Below are 20,392 nucleotides of genomic sequence, written 5' to 3' on the forward strand. Positions count from 1 at the left end.
CTCGGCCTCAGACAATGCCACCGCTGCCGCCGGCAACGGCCGGGCGTTCCGCCGCGACCTTGGCGCGGTAGCCTGCCGCCCGGTAAGCGGCGACCGGATCGATGGCGCCGCCGGTGTTCAGCCGCGCCATGGCCAAGATCGGCTCGACATCGGTGCGGTAGGCTGATTTTAGCGTCTGCGTTGCCATCAGCGCGTCATTGCCGTCCTGAAAAGCTTCAAGCGCCTTGCGGTCGACCAGCAGCGCCTGCGCGTAGGCGCGCTGCACCTCGACCGCGGACAGCATCAGGCTCTCGATCGGATCGGTGACGTTGTGGCTCTGGTCGAGCATATGGGCCGGATCGAAGCCGTCGGCGCCGGACAGTTCGGCGTCGACCAGTTCGTTGAAGACCAGGAACAGCCGGTAGGGGTCGATCGAACCGGCATCGAGGTCGTCGTCGCCATATTTCGAATCGTTGAAGTGGAAGCCGCCGAGTTTCCTGAACTGGATCAGCCGCGACACGATCATCTCGATGTTGACGTTGGGCGCGTGGTGGCCGAGGTCGACCAGGCAGAACGCCTTGTCGCCGAGTTCCTTGGCAATAATGTAATTGGTGCCCCAATCCTGCACGACGGTGGAATAGAAGGCAGGCTCGTATATCTTGTGTTCGGTGAACAGCTTCCAGTCAGCGGGCAGCCCGACATAGACCTCTTTCATGGCATCGAGATAGCGCTCGAACGCCTTGGCGAAGTTGACCTGGCCGGGGAAGTTCGAGCCGTCGCCGATCCACACCGTCAGCGCCTTCGACCCAAGCGTCTTGCCGATCTCGATGCATTCAAGATTGTGCTCGACCGCTTGCCGGCGCGTTCCGGCATCGGCATGCGAGAGCGAGCCGAATTTGTAGGACAGCTTTTGGTCCCTGGCGTCGGAGAACGTATTGGAGTTCATGGCGTCGAAGCCGAGGCCGAAACGCGAGGCCGCCTGCTTCAGCCGGTTCGGGTCGGCCTTGTCCCAGGGAATGTGCAGCGACACCGTCGGTGTCGCCTGCGTCAATTGCTTGATGACGGCGCAATCCTCGATCTTGTCGAAGATGTCGCGCGGTTCGCCGGCGCCGGGGAAACGGGCAAAGCGCGTGCCGCCGGTACCGACACCCCAGGAGGGGATCGCCACCGCGAATTTCTCGACCTTGTCTCGGATCGCGTCGATGGCGATGCCGCGACGGTCGAGCCGTTCGCCGAGCGAGGCGTAGTCACGCTCGAGGTCGGCCTTGCGCGCGGCGTTGTTTTTTTCGACGACGTCAGCCGAGATGATGGTTTCGGACACTGCTGTTCCTCCCAGATTTCGTTCGGCTGGCGCTGCCCCTCATCCGCCTGCCGGCACCTTCTCCCCGTGAACGGGGAGAAGGAAGGCCTAGCGCGTAAAGCTTTGCGCGTTACCGGCGTCGACATTGACGATGTTGCCGGTCGACTTGGCCGACATGTCGGAGGCGAAGAAATAGATCGCTTCGGCGATGTCCTCGGGAAACACCGAGCGCTTCAGCATCGAGCGCGAGCGGTAATGTTCCTCGAGGTCGTCGGTCGACATCTTGTAGGCGGCGGCGCGCTGTTCCTTCCACTCGCCGGACCAGATCTTGGAGCCGCGCAGTACGGCGTCCGGATTGACGACGTTGACCCTGATCTGCGCCTCCGCGCCCTCAAGCGCCAAGCAGCGGGCGAGATGGATCTCGGCGGCCTTGGCGGTGCAATAGGCGGCAGCGTTCGGCGAGGCGGCAAGGCCGTTCTTGGAGGCGACGAAAACGACGTTGCCGCCGATCTTCTGCACCCTGAACAGCCGGAACGCTTCCCGCGAGACCAGGAAATATCCCGTCGACAGGATGTCCATGTTCTTGTTCCACAGCGCCAGCGTCGTGTCCTCGATCGGCGCCGAGGAGGCGAGGCCGGCGTTGGAGACCAGAATATCAATGCCGCCGAACTCGACCGCCGTTTCGGCAAAGCCGGCGACGACCTGATCCTCCGACGTGACGTTGATGACCACGGGGCGGACAAAATCCTTGCCATAGGCCTTGGCCAGTTCGTCGTTGGCGCTGGCAAGTGCTGTCTCGTCGATGTCGGCGAGCACCACGCAGGCGCCTTCGCGCAGCAGCCGGCTCGCCGTCGCGCGGCCGATGCCGCCCGCGCCGCCAGTGACGAGCGCGATCTTGCCGGCAAGAGCCTTGGGCTTCGGCATGCGCTGCAGCTTCAGATCCTCGAGCAGCCAGTATTCGATGTCGAAGGCTTCCTGCGCAGGCAGGCCGACATAGGAGGAGACGGTCGAGGCGCCGCGCATGACGTTGATGGCGTTGACGTAGAACTCCCCCGAAATGCGCGCCGTGGCCTTGTCGCCGGCGAAGGTGAACATGCCGACGCCGGGCATCAGATAGACGACGGCGTTGGGATCGCGGATGGCGGGCGAGTCCGCATGCTTGCAGCTGTCATAATAGGCCTGGTAGCCGACGCGGTATTCGGCAATGTCGTCGGCCAGCCGCGCGATGACGGCATCGACATCGGGCTTGGCCGGATCGAACTCGATGACCAGCGGCCGGATCTTGGTGCGCAGGAAATGGTCCGGGCATGAGGTGCCGAGTGCCGCCAGCGGGCGCAGATCCCTGGAATTGACGAATTCGAGCACGGCGGCGGAATCGTCGAAATGGCCGAGCTTATGACTCTTTTCCGAGATGAGGCCGCGGATCCTCGGCATCAGCTTCGCGGCGATGGCGCGGCGTTCGGCGGCGTCGAGCGACTTGACCGCTTCGCCACCGAAAATGGCGACGCCCTCGGAACGCCGCTCGAACCACTCGATCGCCTGGTTGATCACCGAGATCGTCGTTTCGTAGCATTCCTTCGGGCTGTCGCCCCAGGTGAACAGGCCGTGGCTTTCCAGGATCACGCCCTTGGCGGCTGGATGGTCGAGGCAGAATTTCTCCAGCCACAGGCCAAGTTCGAAGCCCGGCCGCTTCCACGGCAGCCAGCCTATGGCGTCGCCGAAGATTTCCTTCGTCAGGGCCTTGGAATCTTTGGCGGCAGCGATGGCGATGATGGCGTCGGGATGCATGTGATCGACATAGGGCTTCGGCACGTAGGCATGCAGCGGCGTGTCGATCGAGGCCGCGCGCGGATTGAGATTGAAGGTGCAATGGGGTAGATAACCCACCATCTCGTCTTCATGCTCGACGCCGCGATAAAGGCCTTTGAGGGCTCGCAATTTGTCCATGTAGAGCGTGGCAAAACCATCAAGCTTGATCGAAGCGCTGTCGCCGCCGGAGCCCTTCACCCACAGCACTTCCACGTCCTGTCCGGTGAGCGGATCCTGTTGCCGGATTTTCGACGATGTGTTGCCGCCGCCGTAATTGGTGACACGCTTGTCGGAGCCGAGCGTGTTCGAACGATAGACCAGAAGCTCGGGATCGCTCATCCCCCTTGCCTTCGCATCATCCCAAAGATTGGCGAGGCGCGAGCCGGAGCGCTTGTCGAGCATGGGTAATCCTCCCTTGAAGCGCGGACGGTGCGCTCCTCTTTTCGTCGGGAATGTCTACGCAAGGCGTGGCTTTGTCAATCACAAACGATCAACATCAATCATATTGCACTGCACAATGAAATTATATGATCGGAAATGATTGACACTGCGCGATTTCTAATGCCAGATGGCCATGCAGGGAGGAACCATGCACGAAAAAGAGCGCCACAGGATCATTCTGTCCGCCGTCCAGGAAAAGCCTGTGGTGACGGTGCAGGAAATGGTCGACCTGACGGAGTCTTCCGAGGCGACGATCCGGCGCGATATCGCGGCCCTGCACGTGCAAAAGCGACTGCGCCGGGTGCGCGGCGGCGCCGAGGCGATCACGCCGCCACAGTTCATCGGCCTTGCCGGCAGGCCTTTTTCCGTCAACGAGACGCTCAATGCCGCGCAGAAGCGGGCGATAGCGCGGGAAGCGGTGGAACTCTGCAAGGACGGCGAGCCGATCATCATCAACGGCGGCACCACCACCTTCCAGATGGTGCATTTCCTGACCGGCCGCCGCATGCCGATCTTCACCAATTCCTTCCCGATCGCCGAAAGCCTGCTCAAGCACTCCAAGAACACGGTGATGCTGTCCGGCGGCACCATCTACCGCGAGCAGAACATCATCCTGTCGCCCTTCGACAATGACGTGACGCGCAATTTCTACGCGCGCCGCATGTTCATGGGCGCCCAGGGGCTCGGGCCGCTCGGCCTGATGGAAGGCGATCCGCTCTTGATCCAGGCGGAACAGAAGCTGATCGATCAGGCCGACGAGTTGGTGGTGCTGGTCGATTCCTCGAAATTCCGCAAACGCTCCAGCCTGATCCTGTGCGGCCTGTCGCGCATCGCCACCGTCATCACCGACGACGGCATCGAGGACCGCGAGGCAAAGATGCTCGAAACAGCGGGGGTAACGCTGATCGTCGCCCGCAAGTCGGCAAAGGAAGAATCTTCGCTGCAAGCCTGAGACACCCTCACGCCCGCAGCGGCGATGGAATGCAACGCTCAAGGGAGGAATATTCGATGAGCTTTCTGAAGAAACTGATGGTTACGGCGGCCTTTTCCGCCGCCATGGTCGTGAATGCCGCCTATGCCGAGAACGTCAAGATCGCGCTGGTGGTGAAGTCGCTCGGCAACGGCTTCTTCGACGCCGCCAACAAGGGCGCCGAAGAGGCGGCCAAGGAACTGGGCGATGTCGACATCATCTACACCGGCCCGACCAAGGCGACCGCCGAAGCGCAAATCGAGGTGGTCAATTCACTGATCGCGCAAAAGGTCAACGCTATCGCCATCTCGGCCAATGACGCCGACGCGCTGGTGCCGGTGCTGAAGAAGGCCATGGAGCGCGGCATCACCGTCATCTCCTGGGATTCGGGCGTCGCCAAGGAAGGCCGCCAGCTTCACCTGAACCCGTCCGACACCGGCCTGATCGGCGAGACCATCATCAAGCTCGCCGCCGACTATTTGCCGGAGGGCGGCGACGTCGCCATCCTGTCGGCCTCCTCGACCGCGACCAACCAGAATGCCTGGATCGACGCGGCCAAGAAGGTGCTGCCGGAGAAATTCCCGAAGATCAAGCTCGTCGCCACCGTCTATGGCGACGACGATTCGGCCAAGAGCACCGACGAAGCCAAGGGCCTCTTGAAGTCCTATCCGAACCTGAAGGCGATCATCGCGCCGACCACCGTCGGCGTCGTCGCCGCTGCCCAGGTCGTCACCGATGAGAAGCTGATCGGCAAGGTCAACGTCACCGGCCTCGCGCTGCCGTCGGAGTTCAAGAAGTTCATCGACAACGGCGCTTCACAGGCCGTGGCTCTTTGGAACCCGATCGATCTCGGTTACTCCGCCGTCTACCTCGCCCACGATCTGGCGGTGAAGAAGGAAGAGGCCAAGCCCGGTGCGACGCTGTCGATCGGCCGCGTCGGCAAGGTCACGCTCGACGACACCAATTCGGCTGCGATGGCTCCGCCCTTCCAGTTCGACAAGACCAACATCGAGAAGTTCTCCAAGATCTACTGATCCGGAGCTTCAAGCTGACGCGGCGGGGTTCACGCCCCGCCGCAACTTCAAACGCACCTTGTTTCAGGGCTTGATACGACCATGGACACGACAGCCCAACACGGCACGGTGAAGGATGGGCCCCAGGCCTCCACGCCACGCCTGACGCTGTCCGGCATCTCGAAGAGCTTTCCCGGCGTGCGCGCGCTGCACAATGTCAGCCTCTCGCTCTATCCGGGCCAGGTGACGGCGCTGATCGGCGAGAACGGCGCCGGCAAGTCGACGCTGGTCAAGATCATGACCGGCATCTACCAGCCCGATGCGGGCACGATCAGCATAGACGGGCAGGACGTCACCCTGCCCAGCGCGCACGCCGCCTTCGGCCACGGCGTTACCGCCATCCATCAGGAAACCGTGCTGTTCGACGATCTGACGGTCGCCGAAAACATCTTTCTCGGCCATGCGCCGCGCACCCGCTTTGGCACCATCGACTGGCGCACCATGCGCAGAAATGCGCGCGAAGTGCTCGACACCATGCATGCCCGCCATATCGACGCCGATGCAAGGCTGAAGGACCTCGGCATTGCCAACAAGCATCTCGTTGCCGTGGCGCGGGCCATGTCGATCGACGCGCGGATCGTCATCATGGACGAACCGACGGCCGCCCTTTCGATGAAGGAGATCGAAGAGCTCTTTTTGCTGATCGAGTTCCTCAAGAGCGAAGGCAAGGCGATCCTGTTCATCAGCCACAAGTTCGACGAGATCTACCGCATCGCCGACCGCTACACCGTGTTCCGCGACGGCGAGATGGTCGGCGAAGGGCTGATCAAGGATGCCGCCCAGAGCCAGATCGTGCGCATGATGGTGGGCCGTGCGGTCGATCACATCTTTCCACAGCGCAAGGCCGAGATCGGCGCGCCGGTGCTGTCGGTCTCCGGCCTGTCGCACCCCACCGAATTCAACGACATCGGTTTCGAGCTGCACAAGGGCGAGATTCTCGGCTTCTACGGCCTTGTCGGCGCCGGCCGCAGCGAGGTGATGCAGGCGATTTCAGGGATCACCCGCACCTCCGGCGGCACGATCACGCTGGACGGCAAGACGATCGCGCCGAAATCGGCGGCGGATTCGATCGAGGCCGGCATCGTCTACGTGCCCGAGGAGCGCGGCAAGCAAGGCGTGGTGATCGGCCTGCCCATCTTCCAGAATGTTTCTCTCCCGTCGCTGGCACGCACCTCCAAATCCGGCGTGCTGCGGCTGGCGGAGGAGTTTTCGCTCGCCCGCTCCTACACCGAGCGGCTCGACCTCAGGGCCTCCTCGCTCAGCCAGGATGTCGGCACGCTGTCGGGCGGCAACCAGCAGAAGGTCGTGATTGCCAAATGGCTGGCGACCGCCCCCAAAGTCATCATCCTGGACGAGCCGACCAAGGGCATCGACATCGGCTCCAAAGCCGCCGTGCACGGCTTCATGGCCGAGCTGGTGGCGCAAGGCCTGTCGGTTATCATGGTTTCGTCGGAGCTGCCCGAAATCCTCGGCATGTCCGACCGCGTCGTCGTCATGCGCGAGGGCCTTGTCGCGGCCGTCTACGACAACAACGGACTGGACGCCGAGACGCTGGTCCGGACGGCGGCGGGGATCGCGGCATGAAAACTTTGCTGAAATATCGCGAAATCTGGTTGCTGGCGGCCATCGTCGTGCTGATCGGGCTGATCTCGACGCGTTTTCCCGCCTTCGCCGACCCCGGCAATTTGCGCCAGGTGTTCAACGACACCTCGATCCTGATGATCCTGGCGCTCGGGCAGATGGTGGTCATCCTGACCCGTTCGATCGACCTGTCGATGGCATCGAACCTCTGCTTCACCGGCATGGTGGTGGCGATGCTGAACGCCGCTCACCCGGCGATCCCGATCCCGCTGCTGATCGTCATTGCCCTGGTCGTCGGCCTGGTGCTCGGCGCCATCAACGGCCTTCTGGTGTGGCGGCTGAACATCCCCTCGATCGTGGTGACATTGGGCACGCTGACCATCTATCGCGGCGCCACCTTCGTCATCTCCGGCGGCGCCTGGGTCAATGCCGACAAGATGAGCCCCGAGTTCATCGGCTTCCAACGCGCGGCCTTACTCGGCATTCCGGTGCTGTCCTGGATCGCCATTCTGGTCATCGCGCTGTTCTTCATCCTGATGACGCGCACCGCGCTCGGCCGCTCGATCTATGCCATCGGCGTCAATCCTACGGCGTCGGTTTATGCCGGCATCGATGTCGGGCGGACGAAATTCATCGTCTTCTGCATCTCCGGCATGATCGGCGGGCTCGCCGGCTATCTCTGGATCTCACGCTACGTGATCGCCTCGGTCGAGGTCGCCAATGGCTACGAGCTCAACATCATCGCCGCTTGCGTCATCGGCGGCATCTCGATTGCCGGCGGCATCGGTTCGGTCGGGGGCGCGGTGTTGGGGGCGCTGTTCCTGGGCATCATCTCCAACGCGCTGCCGGTCATCAACATCTCGCCCTTCTGGCAGATGGCGATTTCGGGCAGCGCCATCATCCTCGCCGTCGTGCTCAACGCGCGCGGCGAACGCCAGCAGGGCCGCATCATCCTGAGAAAAATGGAGGCGGCATGAGCGACGTCCCTGCCCCGCGCCACATTCCGGACCGGCTCGACAAGCCGTTTCGTTCGGCGATCTTTTCCTGGGAAGCGCTGCTGGTCGTGGTGGCCCTCGCCATCTTCGCCATCAACAGCTTCGCCTCGCCCTATTTCCTCGACCCTTATTCGCTGTCGGACCTGACCTTCAACTTCACCGAGAAGGGCCTGATCGCCTTCGCCATGGCGCTGCTGATCATTTCGGGCGAGATCGACCTGTCGGTCGCCGCCATCATCGCGCTGGCCTCGACCATGATGGGCATGGCGGTGCAGGCCGGCGCCGGAACGCCGGTGCTGGTGGCGATCGGCATCGTCGTCGGGCTCGGCTGCGGGGCCTTCAACGGCCTTCTGGTCACGAGGCTTGGCCTGCCCTCGATCGTCGTCACCATCGGCACGATGAGCCTGTTTCGAGGCATCGCCTTCATCATCCTCGGCGACCAGGCCTACAAGGGTTATCCCGAGAGCTTCGCCTTCTTTGGCCAGGGTTATGTCTGGTGGGTGGTGTCGTTCGAGCTGGTGCTCTTTCTCATCGCCGCCGTCGCCTACTGGTTCGCGCTGCACCGCACGAGTTTCGGCCGCCGCGTCTTCGCCATCGGCAACAATCCGGTCGCGGCACAGTTTTCCGGCGTGCGTGTCGGCCGCATCAAGTTCATCCTGTTCTGCCTGACCGGGCTGATGTCCGGCATCGCCTCTGTGCTGATCACCTCCCGGCTCGGTTCGACCCGTCCCTCGATCGCGCAGGGCTATGAGCTGGAAGTCATCACCATGGTGGTGCTTGGCGGCGTCAGCATCCTTGGCGGCGCAGGCAGCATTGTCGGCGTCGTGCTCGCCGCCTTCATCATGGGGCTGGTGACCTTCGGGCTCGGCCTGCTCAACGTGCCCGGCATCGTCATGTCGATCTTCATCGGCCTGCTCCTGATCATCGTCATCGCGCTGCCGATCGTCTGGCGGCGGCTGCGCGGGGGACGCTGATGGCCGAAAAATACGCGTTCAAGATGATGCTCAAGCCCGGCATGAAGGCGGAATATAAGAAGCGTCACGACGAGATATGGCCATCGCTGGTCGCGCTGTTGAAGCAGGCCGGGGTTTCCGACTATTCCATCCATCTCGACGAGGAGACCAACATCCTGTTCGGCGTGCTGTGGCGGCGGGACGACCATGGCATGGCCGACCTGCCGAAGCATCCGGTGATGCAGCGCTGGTGGGCAGACATGGCCGACCTCATGGAGACCAGGCCTGACAATGAGCCGGTGGCCGTGCCCCTGGAAACCATGTTCCACATGGCATGAGTGCCCCGCGCCACATCGCCGTCATCGACATCGGCAAGACCAACGCCAAGGTGGCGCTGGTCGACCTCGCCACGCTGCGCGAGGTCGCGCTGCGCCGAGTGGCGAACGCGCCGGTGCGGCAAGCCCGCTACCCGCATCACGACGTCGAGGCGCTGTGGGCCTTCATCCTCGACAGTCTTGCCGATCTCAACCGCGAACAGACCATCGACGCCGTTTCGATCACTACCCATGGCGCGACGGGCGCTCTGGTTGAGGCCTCCGGCGAACTGGTGTTGCCCGTGCTCGACTACGAATTCGACGGCCCGGAGGAACTCGCGGCCGAGTATGACGCGATCCGTCCGCCCTTCGCTGAAACCGGCACGCCGCGGCTGCCGCTCGGCCTCAATCTCGGCGCGCAATTCTTCTGGCAGCAGAAGCGCTTTCCGACGGAATTCGCCAGGGCAACGGCGATGTTGATGTATCCCCAATATTGGGCGCTGCGGCTGACCGGCATCGCCGCCAACGAGGTGACCTCGCTCGGCTGCCACACCGATCTGTGGAACCCGTGGAAAGCGGATTTCTCGGCGATGATCGACCGCCTCGGTTGGCGCGCGTTGATGGCGCCGGTGCGGCCGGCAAGGGACCGGCTCGGCCCGCTCCTGCCGGCGCTTGCCGAGCGAACGGGGCTCGATCCGCGGACGCCTGTGTTCTGCGGCCTGCACGATTCCAACGCCTCGCTGTTGCCGCATCTTCTCGCCGACGCGCCGCCTTTCAGCGTCGTCTCGACCGGCACCTGGGTGGTGTCGATGTCGGTCAGCGGCAGATCGGTGGCGCTCGACCCGGCGCGTGATACGCTGGTCAACGTCAACGCGCTGGGCGATCCCGTGCCATCGGCGCGCTTCATGGGCGGCCGCGAATTTTCCGTGCTGACGGATGATCAGCCGGAGAACTGGACCGAAGACGATGTCGGGGCCGTGCTGGCAAAAAGGACGCTGCTGCTGCCATCGACACAACAGGGGTCGGGACCGTTCCCGCATCATGCGGCGGCGTGGCTCAACGCTGACGGCATGAACAGCGGCCAGCGCTTTGCCGCCATCTCTTTCTATCTGGCGCTGATGACGGCGACCTGCCTCGATCTGATCGGCGCCGACGGCCCGACCATTGTCGAAGGCCCTTTCGCCCGCAACCGGCTCTTTGTCGGCATGCTGGCGGCGGCGACCGCCAGAAGCGTCGTCGCCTCCGAAGCCGCGACCGGCACCAGCATCGGTGCCGCGTTGCTGGCATCGGACAAGGCTGAGGCGCATGGCAAGGGCTTGAGACAAGAACCGCCGGTCGACCCCGCCTTGACGGATTATGCAAGCACCTGGCGTGCGGCGGTCGAAGGGCGGGGCTAACTACGGATCCGCTTGCCTAATCTTCATAGACCAGCCCCTGTGGATCGATTTCGGGCTTTCGGCCGGCGACGAGATCGGCGAGGAATTTGCCCGAGCCGCAGGCCATGGTCCATCCGACATGGCCGTGGCCGGTGTCGAGATAGAGATTTTTGTAGCGGGCCCGGCCGATGACCGGCACGGAATTGGGCATCATCGGCCGCAGGCCCGCCCAGAACATGGCCTTCTTCTCGTCGAAGGCGCCAGGGAAAAGATCCTTGCCGGTGCTGATGATGGTGTTGAAGTCAGCGGGCTTGAAGCTTCGGTCAAAGCCGGTGAACTCGGCCGTCGAGGACATCCGCAAGCGGTTGCCCAGCCTGGAATAGCCGATCAGCCGGTCCTCGTCGGCGCCACCCATAGTCGGCCCCTTGCTTTCGTCCTCCAGGGGGATCGTCGCGGTATAGCCTTTCACCGGATAAACCGGCAGGTCGATGCCGTAGCGGCGGCCGAGTAGGCCGCTTTCCGGGCCCATTGCGATGACAACCGCATCGCCGGCCACCGGGCCTGACGAGGTGATGACGGCCCGCACCCTGTCGCCTTCGATATCGAAACCTTCGACCGTGGTGCCGAACCGGAACTCGGCGCCAAGCCTCTCGGTCGCATAGGCGGCGAGCCTGTCGACAAACAGTTTGGAATCGCCAGTCTGGTCAGTGGGCGAATAAACCCCGCCGGCTATCTTGTCCTTCACCCCGGCAAGCCCCGGCTCCAGTTCGACCAGCCGGTCGCGCCCGACGATCTCGATCGGCAAGCCATGCTCGGCAAGATAGCGATAATTGTCGGTCCCGGTGTCGAGACTCTTCTGCGAGCGGAAGAAGTAGAGGATGCCCTTCTTGCGCTCGTCATAGTGGATGCCGGTCGCCTCCGACAGCGCATTGATGCAGTCGCGCGAATAGAGCGCGAGCCGCAGCTTGATGTCGGTGTTGGCGCGCAGGCGCGCCACCGTGCACTGGCGCAGGAAGCGCAGGCTCCAGGCGAGAAAATAGGGATCGAAGCGCAGTCGCACCTTGATGCCGAGATCGTGGTTGTAGAGCCCGCGCAGGAAGGTCTTCAGCGCCGCCGGGGAAGCCCAGGCGGTGGCATCGCCCGGCGACACCAGTCCGGCATTCGACTGGCTGGTGCCCCGCGCCGGCGCCGGATGACGCTCGATGACGGTGACCTCATGGCCGTCGCTCGCCAGATAGTAGGCGGCCGCCGTGCCGACGACGCCGGCCCCGAGCACCGTTATCTTCATGTCGTCCCCCCAAAAAAGGTCGAACCGGGCAGCGCGCTTCCGCACCCTCCGCGAACGCTTCCATAGCGCTTCGCGGAGCGGCTTGCGAGCCCTTGGGAAAACCCGCTCAACCGCGTGCGGAATTCTTCCCCGTCAGGATACGCTCCCAGGCGAGCGCATCTGCAACGATCTGGTCGAGATCGTCGCGTTGCGGCGTCCAGCCGAGTTCCGTCCGGGCGAGATCGGAATTGGCAACCACCGCGGCGGCGTCACCGGGGCGGCGCTCGCCCGTCCTGACCTCGAAATCATGGCCGAAGGCGCGGCGCACGCTCTCGATCACCTCCAGCACCGAGTAGCCGTGGCTGTAGCCGCAATTGGCGACGAGGCTCGCGCCCCCGGCGCGCAGCCGCTCAAGGGCCAGGCGATGCGCCGCGGCCAGGTCGCTGACATGGATATAATCGCGCATGCAGGTGCCGTCGGGCGTCGGATAATCGGTGCCGTACACCTGCATGAACGGCCGCTTGCCGAGCGCCGTCTCGCAAGCGACCTTGATCAGATGCGTGGCGCCCGGCGTCGACTGGCCGGTGCGCCCCCTGGGATCGGCGCCCGCGACGTTGAAATAGCGCAGCGCCGTATAGCGCAGGCCATGCGCGATCGCCGCATCGCGCAGCATCCATTCGCTCATCAGCTTGGAGAGGCCGTAGGGCGATTCCGGCGCCAGGCGGGCATCCTCGCGCACCGGTTCCAGCCCAGCGCCGCCATAGACGGCGGCTGTCGAGGAGAAGATGAAGTTCGGCACGCCCTCGCGCACCGCCGTTTCGATCAGCGTGCGCGTCTTGCAGGTGTTGTTCTCGTAGTAGCCGAGCGGATCGGCGACGGATTCGGGAACGACGATCGAGCCGGCAAAATGGATGATCGCATCGACATTGTTGTCGCGGATGATGGAGCCGACCAATTCCTTGTCGGCGACATCGCCGACGACCAGCTTTGCCTCCGGTGCCACCGCCCATTCGAAACCGGTCGAAAGCCGGTCGAGAACGACCACGCTTTCGCCCGCATCCAGCAATTCCCAGACCATATGGCTGCCGATATAACCGGCGCCGCCCGTCACCAAAACCGTCATTCCGCGTCCTCGCATTCAAGATCTATCGGAAACTGTCTCAATACCGCTCTACTGGAAAGCCCGCCCCATGACCAATAAAACCCTGCGTAACCGACTTGGCCGGCATATGGCATCATGTCGAAACAAAGCGCCCTACAGGCCGTTATCGCCAGGAAATAGGCCATGATCCGCCCCTCGTTAGGAACAGGTGCGGGGCGTGGCATTTTGACCAAAACGGGCCGGTGGACGGCCAATCGGGCAATGATTATGATCCAGCGCAAAACTGGGAAGCCGACATGAATTATCAGCGGTTCTTCGAGGACGCGATCGACCAGCTCCATGCGGAACGACGCTACCGCGTCTTTGCCGACCTCGAGCGCATAGCGGGCAAATTTCCGCGTGCCATCTGGCGCGCCAACGGCCGCGCAGAGGAAATCACCGTCTGGTGCTCCAACGACTATCTCGGCATGGGCCAGCACCCGGATGTCATCGCAGCGTTTCAGAACGCGGCGGGCCGGATGGGTTCGGGCGCCGGCGGCACCCGCAACATCTCCGGCACCAGCAATCCGCTGGTCGAACTCGAGCATGAGCTCGCCGACCTGCACGACAAGGAAGCCGCGCTGGTCTTCACCTCCGGTTTTGTCTCCAACGAGGCCTCGATCTCGACCATCGCGCGGCTTTTGCCCAACTGCCTGATCATCTCGGACGAGTTGAACCATGCCTCGATGATCGAAGGCGTGCGGCGCTCGGGCGCGGAAAAGAAGATTTTTCGCCACAACGATGTCGCGCACCTGGAAAGCCTGCTGCAGGCGGCGGGCCGCGAACGCGCCAAGCTGATCGTGTTCGAGAGCGTCTATTCGATGGATGGCGATATCGCGCCGATCAGAGAGATCGTCGACCTCGCCGAGCGCTATAACGCCATGACCTATATCGACGAGGTCCACGCCGTGGGCATGTATGGTCCGCGCGGCGGCGGCATCACCGAGCGGGAAGGCCTCGCCGACCGCATCGACATCATCGAGGGCACGCTCGCCAAGGCTTTCGGCACGCTGGGCGGCTACATCACCGGCACGAGCGCTGTCATCGACGCCGTGCGCTCCTATGCGCCGGGCTTCATCTTCACCACCGCGCTGCCGCCGGCCATCGCCGCCGCTGCCACTACCTCGATCCGTCATCTCAAGCGCTCGCAGGCCGAGCGTGACGCCCAGCAGCAGCAGGCGACGCGGACCAAGCAGATCCTCTCCGCCGCCGGCCTCCCGGTGATGGAATCGGCGACCCACATCGTGCCAGTGCTGGTTGGCGACCCCGAGCTTTGCAAGATGGCAAGCGACCGGCTGCTCGGCGTGCACGGCATCTACATCCAGCCGATCAACTATCCGACCGTGCCGCGCGGCACGGAGCGGCTGCGCATCACGCCGACGCCGTTCCATTCGGATGCGCTGATCGCCGAGCTGCAGGACGCCCTGGTCGAGACCTGGGACGCGCTCGGCATTTCCTATGGTTCAGCAGGACGACCTTCCGTGGCCAAGACCGACCGGATCATTCCCCTGCTGGTGCCCAAGTCAGGCGGCTGAAGCCGTTTGAAACTCCACTCCGGCGGCCGTCTGGCGCGCCGGAGCGACTTTCAATTCGGGCTTCGTCAACCTCTCAAACAGCCGTCATCCACTTCGCCAGCCGGTGCGCCGCCTCCTCGAGCTGGTCGAGGCGGCGGTGGAAGCACAGCCTGAGGAAGGCTTCGCCGCCCGGGCCGAAGGCCGTGCCCGGCGCCAGGCCGACATTGGCCTTGTCGACGATCTCGAAGGCGGCGCTGCGCGAATCGGTGATGCCGTCCACCCTGAAGAACAGATAGAAAGCACCTTGCGGCACAGTGAACCGGGCGCGGTCGGTGGCGCCGAGAATGCCGCAGACCAGATCGCGCGCCTTTCTTGCCCTCTCCACCTGTCCGGCGACGAAGACATCGCCTTCATCGAGCGCCGCGACCGCGCCGCGCTGCATGAACTGGGCGACACCTGAATTCGAATACTGGATCAGGTTCTCGAACACCTGCTGCAAACTCGGATGGGTTTTGATCCATCCGACGCGCCAGCCGGTCATCGCCCAGTTCTTGGAGAAGCTGTTGACGAACAGGATGCGGTCCTCTGCGGTCGCGATGTCGAGGAAGGACGGCGCGCGGCCTTGGCCATAGTGGAACAGCGAATAGATCTCGTCGGCGATGATCCAAAGGCCATTTGCCCGGGCGAGATCGAGAATGGCGCGCAAAGTCTCATGGTCGGCGGTCCAGCCGGTCGGATTGGACGGCGTGTTGATGAACAGCGCCCTGGTCCTGGGCGTGATGGCGGCCGCGATCTTCTCGACGTCGCACGACCAGCCATTGCCGGATTGATCGAGCGTGACCGGCACCGGCACTGCACCGGCGATGGCGGCGGCGGCGTCGAAATTCGGCCAGGCGGGCGACAGATAGATCACCTCGTCGCCGGCACCGGCGAGCGCGTCGAGCGCAAGCTGGATCGCATGCATGCCCGAGCCGGTGACGATGAATTCGTCCTCTGCGAAGTGTTTGCCGAAATGCCTCTGGTAATAGCGGGCAAGCGCCTGCCTGAGATCGGGGATGCCCCTCTGCCAGGTGTAGAACGTCTCGCCACCGGCCAGCGCCTTCGACGCGGCATCGGTGATGAAGGACGGCGTCGGCAGATCGCCCTCGCCGGCCCAGAGCGGGATCAAGCCGTCGCGCAGCCTGCCATAGTTGACGACGGCGACGATACCGCTTTCAGGCGCAGCCAGGGCCTCGGGGCGCAGGTTCTGGATCAGGGGCATGGGCAGGTCCGTTCCAATAGGGATAGCATGCCGGCTGTTCTACTACGGGCGAAAGCAAAAAACCCCGGCCGTGAACGACCGGGGTTTTGGTCCAGAAGAACCTGATGCCTCTATCTCTTGGCGAGCAGATCGCGGATTTCGGTCAGAAGCTGCACATCGGCAGGCGGCGGTGCGGCGGCAGGCGCGGGCTTTTCGGCCTCCAGGCGCCTGCGCAGGTTGTTCACCGCCTTGACCATCAAGAAGATGATGAATGCGAGGATGAGGAAGTTCAGCACGACGGTGATGAAGCTGCCATAGGCGAAGACGGCGCCCTCTTTCTTTGCCTCCGCCAGCGTGCCCGAGTGGACGTTCGAGGACAGTCCGAAGAAGTAGTTGTTGAAGTCCAACCCGCCGAAAATCGCGCCCACGATCGGCATGATGATGTCGTTGACAAGGGAATCGACGATCCTGCCGAAAGCAGCGCCGATGATGACGCCGACGGCCAGGTCCATCACATTGCCCTTGGAAATGAATTCCTGGAATTCTTTCAGCATTTCGACCCTCCTTGCCATGATCGGCCGCGTTCTCCAGCGCCGGCCAAGCCCACAATAGCAAAAACCTCCGGTTGCAAAACCGGAAAAAGGGCCAAGGCACCGGTTTGTTTTTACCCGCATCATCAGACGTCCATGCGCCGAACGCCGCGATGGACTCAGCTTCCAAGCTGTGGTTGCGTGCGGTGAGCGGGCGTCGAGCCGGCCAGGGAGGAAGCGCGAGCCGTGCAGGGCTTGTTCATCGCGATCGCTTATGTGACGCTTCTGTTCGCCATCGCCAGCCTTGGCGACCGCCGCTCGGCCAGCTCCGGGCCCGGTCGCGCACGTCCGTTCATCTACGCGCTCAGCCTGGCCATCTATTGCACCTCCTGGACGTTTTTCGGTTCTGTCGGCCTGTCTTCCGAGCGCGGCCTGGAGTTCCTCGGCATCTATACCGGCCCGGTGCTGGTGTTCGTGTTCGGTTTTCCCTTGCTCAACCGTCTCGTGCGGCTGGCCAAGACCGAGAAGATCACCTCGATCGCCGACTTCCTCGGCGCGCGCTATGGCAAGAGCTTCACCGTGGCCGCCATCGCCACGCTGATCGCGACCATCGGCGCGGTGCCCTATATCGCGCTGCAGCTGAAGGCGATCTCCGGTTCCGTCAGCCTGATGGTCGAGCACTACACCGGTTCGCCGCCCTCGTTCGACCCCTTCGTCAGCGACATCTCGCTGGTCGTCGCCATGCTCCTGGCGCTGTTCGCGGTGCTGTTCGGCACGCGCCACGCCGACGCCACCGAGCACCAGGACGGGCTGGTGCTGGCGGTGGCGGTCGAAACCGTGGTCAAGCTTGCCGCCTTCCTGGCGATCGGCCTGATGGTCACTTTCCTGATCTTCGGCGGGCCCGGCGACATGTTCGGCAAGCTGGCCGAAAACGGCCAGGTGCGGCAGGCGATGGGCTATTCGACGTCGCTCGCCACCTGGCTGGTGCTGACCTGCCTGAGTGGCTTCGCCATCATCCTTCTGCCCCGGCAGTTCTACGTCACCATCGTCGAGAACCGCAGCGAGGCGGAACTGCGCACCGCGACATGGGTGTTTCCGCTCTATCTGGTGGCGATCAACCTGTTCGTGCTGCCGATCGCCTTCGCCGGACTGTCGCTGGTCGGCACGAAGACGAGCAGCGACCTATATGTGCTGTCGCTGCCCTTGTTCGGCGGTCACGATTTCCTGGCCATGGCTGCCTTCATCGGCGGCCTGTCGGCGGCCACCGCCATGGTCATCGTCGAGAGCGTGGCGCTGTCGATCATGATCTCCAACGACCTCATCATCCCGCTGTTCGTGCGGCGGCTGCTGAGGACGACGTCTTCCGAAAACGAGGACTGGTCGACGCTCATCCTCAACGTGCGGCGGGCATCGATCTTCATCATGCTTTTCATCGCCTTCCTCTACTACCGCGAGAGCACCGACAGCGCGCGGCTGTCGTCGATCGGCCTGATGTCGTTCGCGGCGATCGCGCAATTCGCGCCGGCGCTGATCGGCGGGCTGATCTGGCGCGGCGCCAATGGCAGGGGCGCGGCCCTCGGCATGGTCGCCGGCATCCTGATCTGGGGCTACACGCTGCTGTTGCCATCGCTCGTCGCGCCCGAAACCGGCATATTGGTGCATGGCCTGTTCGGCTTCGAAGCGCTGCGGCCGCAGGCGCTGTTCGGCACCGTTGCGGAGCCGTTGAACCACGGCGTGCTGTGGAGCCTGTCGATCAACGCACTGTTTTTCGTGCTGGGCTCGCTGTCGCGCGCCGCGGTGCCGCTGGAGCGCATCCAGGCGTCGATCTTCGTGCCGCGCGAAGCCGGGCCGATGCCCAGCCTGCGCCGTTTCCGTACCGCCGTCACCGTCAACGACCTGAAGGACACCATCGCGCGCTATCTCGGCGTGCAGCGCACCGAGCGGTCGTTCCAGTCCTTCGAAAAGACCACCAACGTCATCCTGCATGGCAATGAGCAAGCCAGCATGGACGTCATCCGCTTTTCCGAGCAGCTTTTGGCCAGCGCCGTCGGCTCTTCGTCGGCGCGGCTGATCCTGTCGCTGCTGTTTCGCCGCCACGACCGCGAATCCAGGGATGCCTTCCGGCTGCTCGACGACGCCACGGAAGCGTTGCAACACAATCGCGACCTGTTGCAGATCGCGCTCGACCAGATGGAACAGGGCATCACCGTCTTCGACCGGGATTTCCGGCTGATCTGCTGGAACCGCCAGTACCGCGAGCTGTTCGACCTGCCCGACGACATGGGCCAGGTCGGCGTCTCGCTCGACCAGATCCTGCGCCATCTGGCGGAGCGCGGCGATATCCCGACCGACCAGCGGGTGACGATGCTCAACCGGCTGACCAGCTTCGTCAGCCCCTGGCAGATGGAACTGAAGACCAGCGGCCGGATCCTGGAGCTGCGCTCCAACCCGATGCCGGACGGCGGCATCGTCGCCACCTATGCCGACATTTCCGGCCGCGTCGAGCAGGACCTGGCGCTGAAGCGGGCGAACGAGTCGCTGGAACAGCGGGTGAAGACCCGCACCATCGAACTGACCAGGGTCAACGAGGAGTTGACCCGGGTCAACGAGGAACTGGCGCAGGCGCAGATGCTTGCCGAGGAGGCCAATCTGGGCAAGACGCGCTTCCTCGCCGCGGCCGGCCACGACATCCTTCAACCGCTCAACGCCGCCAGGCTCTACTGCTCGTCGTTGATCGAAAAGGCCGGCAAGGGCCCGGCCGGCAAGGCCGCGGTCAACATCGACTCCTCGCTGGAATCGGTCGAGACCATTCTGGGCGCCGTGCTCGACATTTCCCGCCTCGATGCCGGTGCCATGAAACCGGACGACACGGCCTTCAACCTAGACGCATTGCTGCGCCAGATCGGCAACGATTTCCGGCCGCTTGCCGCGGAAAAGCAACTCAAGCTGACGATCATGCCCTCGTCGCTGACAGTGATGACGGATCGCAACCTGTTGCGCCGCCTGATCCAGAACCTCGTTTCCAATGCCATCAAATACACACGTCACGGCCGCATCCTGGTTGGCGTGCGGCGGCGCGGCGAACTGGCGGAAATCCAGGTGATCGACACTGGCATCGGCATTGCCGGCGACAAGCTGAACACGGTGTTTCGCGAATTCACCCGGCTGGACGAAGGCGCGCGCGAGGCCGAAGGCCTCGGCCTCGGCCTTTCGATCGTCGATCGCATCGCGCGGGTGCTGAGGCTTGAGATCCGTATTTTCTCCAATCCGGGCAAGGGCACGCGCTTTTCCGTCATCCTGCCGGTGGCGGCCGTGCAGGAACCGAAACGCGAGGTCGAAACCAGGGCGCCGGCCCGCGCGGCGGCTTCGCTGGCCGGACTGAGCGTGCTGTGTATCGACAACGACGCCCGCATCCTCGAAGGCATGCGGCTGCTGCTCGAAGGCTGGGGCTGCGCCGTCGAGACCGTGTCCGGCACAACGAACCGGGATATCGCGATCCGCCGCCCGGACATTGTCCTTGCCGACTATCATCTCGATGGCGAAACCGGCCTCGACGCCATCGTCGGGCTGCGAGCGATCCACGGCGACGACCTGCCCGCCGTGCTGGTCACCGCCGACCGTTCCAACGAGGTACGCACGGCGGCGGCCGGGCTCGACGTCCCGGTGATCAACAAGCCGCTCAAACCGGCCGTGCTGCGCTCGATGATGGCCAGGGTCAGGCCGCTGGCGCCGGCGGCGGAGTAACTGTCAGATCTGCTTCATTTCGGCCCCGCCGACGGCGCCCAGGCTTCGAGATAGGCGCAAAACATGTCGGCCATCGCATCGGCATGGCTTCTATCTCTGCCGACGGGCGAGGCGTTTCCGAAAAACTGGTCGCCGGGCCGACATCCGCATAACCATCCGCCAGGT

The 20,392-nt window shown here is 63.7% G+C and carries 15 protein-coding genes; 9 read left to right on the forward strand and 6 right to left on the reverse strand.

Annotated features, from left to right (window positions below; translation table 11 throughout):
* Positions 1-7: 7 nt before the first annotated feature.
* A complete protein-coding gene (rhaI, locus tag FJ946_RS13465) occupies positions 8-1,300 on the reverse strand; it encodes an L-rhamnose catabolism isomerase (protein ID WP_140564775.1) in 1,293 nt (430 codons plus the stop codon).
* Positions 1,301-1,387: 87 nt separating this feature from the next.
* Positions 1,388-3,490: a bifunctional rhamnulose-1-phosphate aldolase/short-chain dehydrogenase gene (locus FJ946_RS13470; RefSeq protein WP_140564776.1), complete on the reverse strand. Its 2,103-nt coding sequence runs from the start codon at positions 3,488-3,490 to the stop codon at positions 1,388-1,390.
* 187 nt (positions 3,491-3,677) lie between these two features.
* Between FJ946_RS13470 and FJ946_RS13475 the strand changes: the two genes are divergently transcribed.
* The 7 genes from FJ946_RS13475 to FJ946_RS13505 all read left to right on the forward strand — a co-directional run bounded on the left by FJ946_RS13475 (position 3,678) and on the right by FJ946_RS13505 (position 10,812).
* Positions 3,678-4,481, forward strand: coding sequence for a DeoR/GlpR family DNA-binding transcription regulator (locus FJ946_RS13475; RefSeq protein ID WP_140496559.1), 804 nt, complete (start codon positions 3,678-3,680; stop codon positions 4,479-4,481).
* Between the two features lie 56 nt (positions 4,482-4,537).
* Entirely contained in the window at positions 4,538-5,533 is a 996-nt protein-coding gene (gene rhaS, locus FJ946_RS13480) for a rhamnose ABC transporter substrate-binding protein (RefSeq protein ID WP_140496561.1), read from the forward strand.
* 81 nt (positions 5,534-5,614) lie between these two features.
* Entirely contained in the window at positions 5,615-7,156 is a 1,542-nt protein-coding gene (locus FJ946_RS13485; protein ID WP_140564778.1) for a sugar ABC transporter ATP-binding protein, read from the forward strand.
* The gene (locus FJ946_RS13490; RefSeq protein WP_140564780.1) at positions 7,153-8,130 is read left to right on the forward strand and encodes an ABC transporter permease; all 978 of its coding nucleotides are present in this window, start codon (positions 7,153-7,155) and stop codon (positions 8,128-8,130) included. The genes FJ946_RS13485 and FJ946_RS13490 overlap by 4 nt, the downstream gene beginning before the upstream one ends.
* Entirely contained in the window at positions 8,127-9,122 is a 996-nt protein-coding gene (locus FJ946_RS13495) for an ABC transporter permease (protein ID WP_140564781.1), read from the forward strand. The genes FJ946_RS13490 and FJ946_RS13495 overlap by 4 nt, the downstream gene beginning before the upstream one ends.
* Entirely contained in the window at positions 9,122-9,439 is a 318-nt protein-coding gene (gene rhaM, locus FJ946_RS13500; RefSeq protein ID WP_140496569.1) for an L-rhamnose mutarotase, read from the forward strand. The genes FJ946_RS13495 and rhaM overlap by 1 nt, the downstream gene beginning before the upstream one ends.
* Entirely contained in the window at positions 9,436-10,812 is a 1,377-nt protein-coding gene (locus FJ946_RS13505; RefSeq protein WP_140524001.1) for an FGGY-family carbohydrate kinase, read from the forward strand. Before rhaM ends, FJ946_RS13505 begins: the two co-directional genes overlap by 4 nt.
* A 16-nt stretch (positions 10,813-10,828) precedes the next feature.
* Here FJ946_RS13505 and FJ946_RS13510 read toward each other — a convergent pair whose 3' ends face one another.
* Complete coding sequence (locus FJ946_RS13510; protein WP_140496573.1) at positions 10,829-12,079, reverse strand: D-amino acid dehydrogenase; 1,251 nt, start codon at positions 12,077-12,079, stop codon at positions 10,829-10,831.
* Between the two features lie 106 nt (positions 12,080-12,185).
* Positions 12,186-13,181, reverse strand: coding sequence for a UDP-glucose 4-epimerase GalE (gene galE, locus FJ946_RS13515; protein ID WP_140496575.1), 996 nt, complete (start codon positions 13,179-13,181; stop codon positions 12,186-12,188).
* A 275-nt stretch (positions 13,182-13,456) separates the two neighbouring features.
* Between galE and hemA the strand changes: the two genes are divergently transcribed.
* A complete protein-coding gene (gene hemA, locus FJ946_RS13520; protein WP_140513285.1) occupies positions 13,457-14,734 on the forward strand; it encodes a 5-aminolevulinate synthase in 1,278 nt (425 codons plus the stop codon).
* A gap of 73 nt (positions 14,735-14,807) precedes the next feature.
* On the opposite strand, the gene FJ946_RS13525 is transcribed toward hemA, so the two are convergent.
* Together FJ946_RS13525 and mscL are read right to left on the reverse strand one after the other, a co-directional pair.
* Positions 14,808-15,974, reverse strand: coding sequence for a pyridoxal phosphate-dependent aminotransferase (locus FJ946_RS13525; protein WP_140564783.1), 1,167 nt, complete (start codon positions 15,972-15,974; stop codon positions 14,808-14,810).
* A 110-nt stretch (positions 15,975-16,084) separates the two neighbouring features.
* Positions 16,085-16,507 (reverse strand): large conductance mechanosensitive channel protein MscL, encoded by a 423-nt coding sequence (mscL, locus tag FJ946_RS13530; protein WP_140564785.1) that lies wholly within the window; start codon positions 16,505-16,507, stop codon positions 16,085-16,087.
* Between the two features lie 222 nt (positions 16,508-16,729).
* Between mscL and FJ946_RS13535 the strand changes: the two genes are divergently transcribed.
* Positions 16,730-20,227: a PAS domain-containing hybrid sensor histidine kinase/response regulator gene (locus FJ946_RS13535; RefSeq protein ID WP_140564786.1), complete on the forward strand. Its 3,498-nt coding sequence runs from the start codon at positions 16,730-16,732 to the stop codon at positions 20,225-20,227.
* Positions 20,228-20,392 lie beyond the last annotated feature (165 nt).

It is taken from the genome of Mesorhizobium sp. B2-4-7 (assembly GCF_006442685.1).
Classification (GTDB): Bacteria; Pseudomonadota; Alphaproteobacteria; order Rhizobiales; family Rhizobiaceae; genus Mesorhizobium.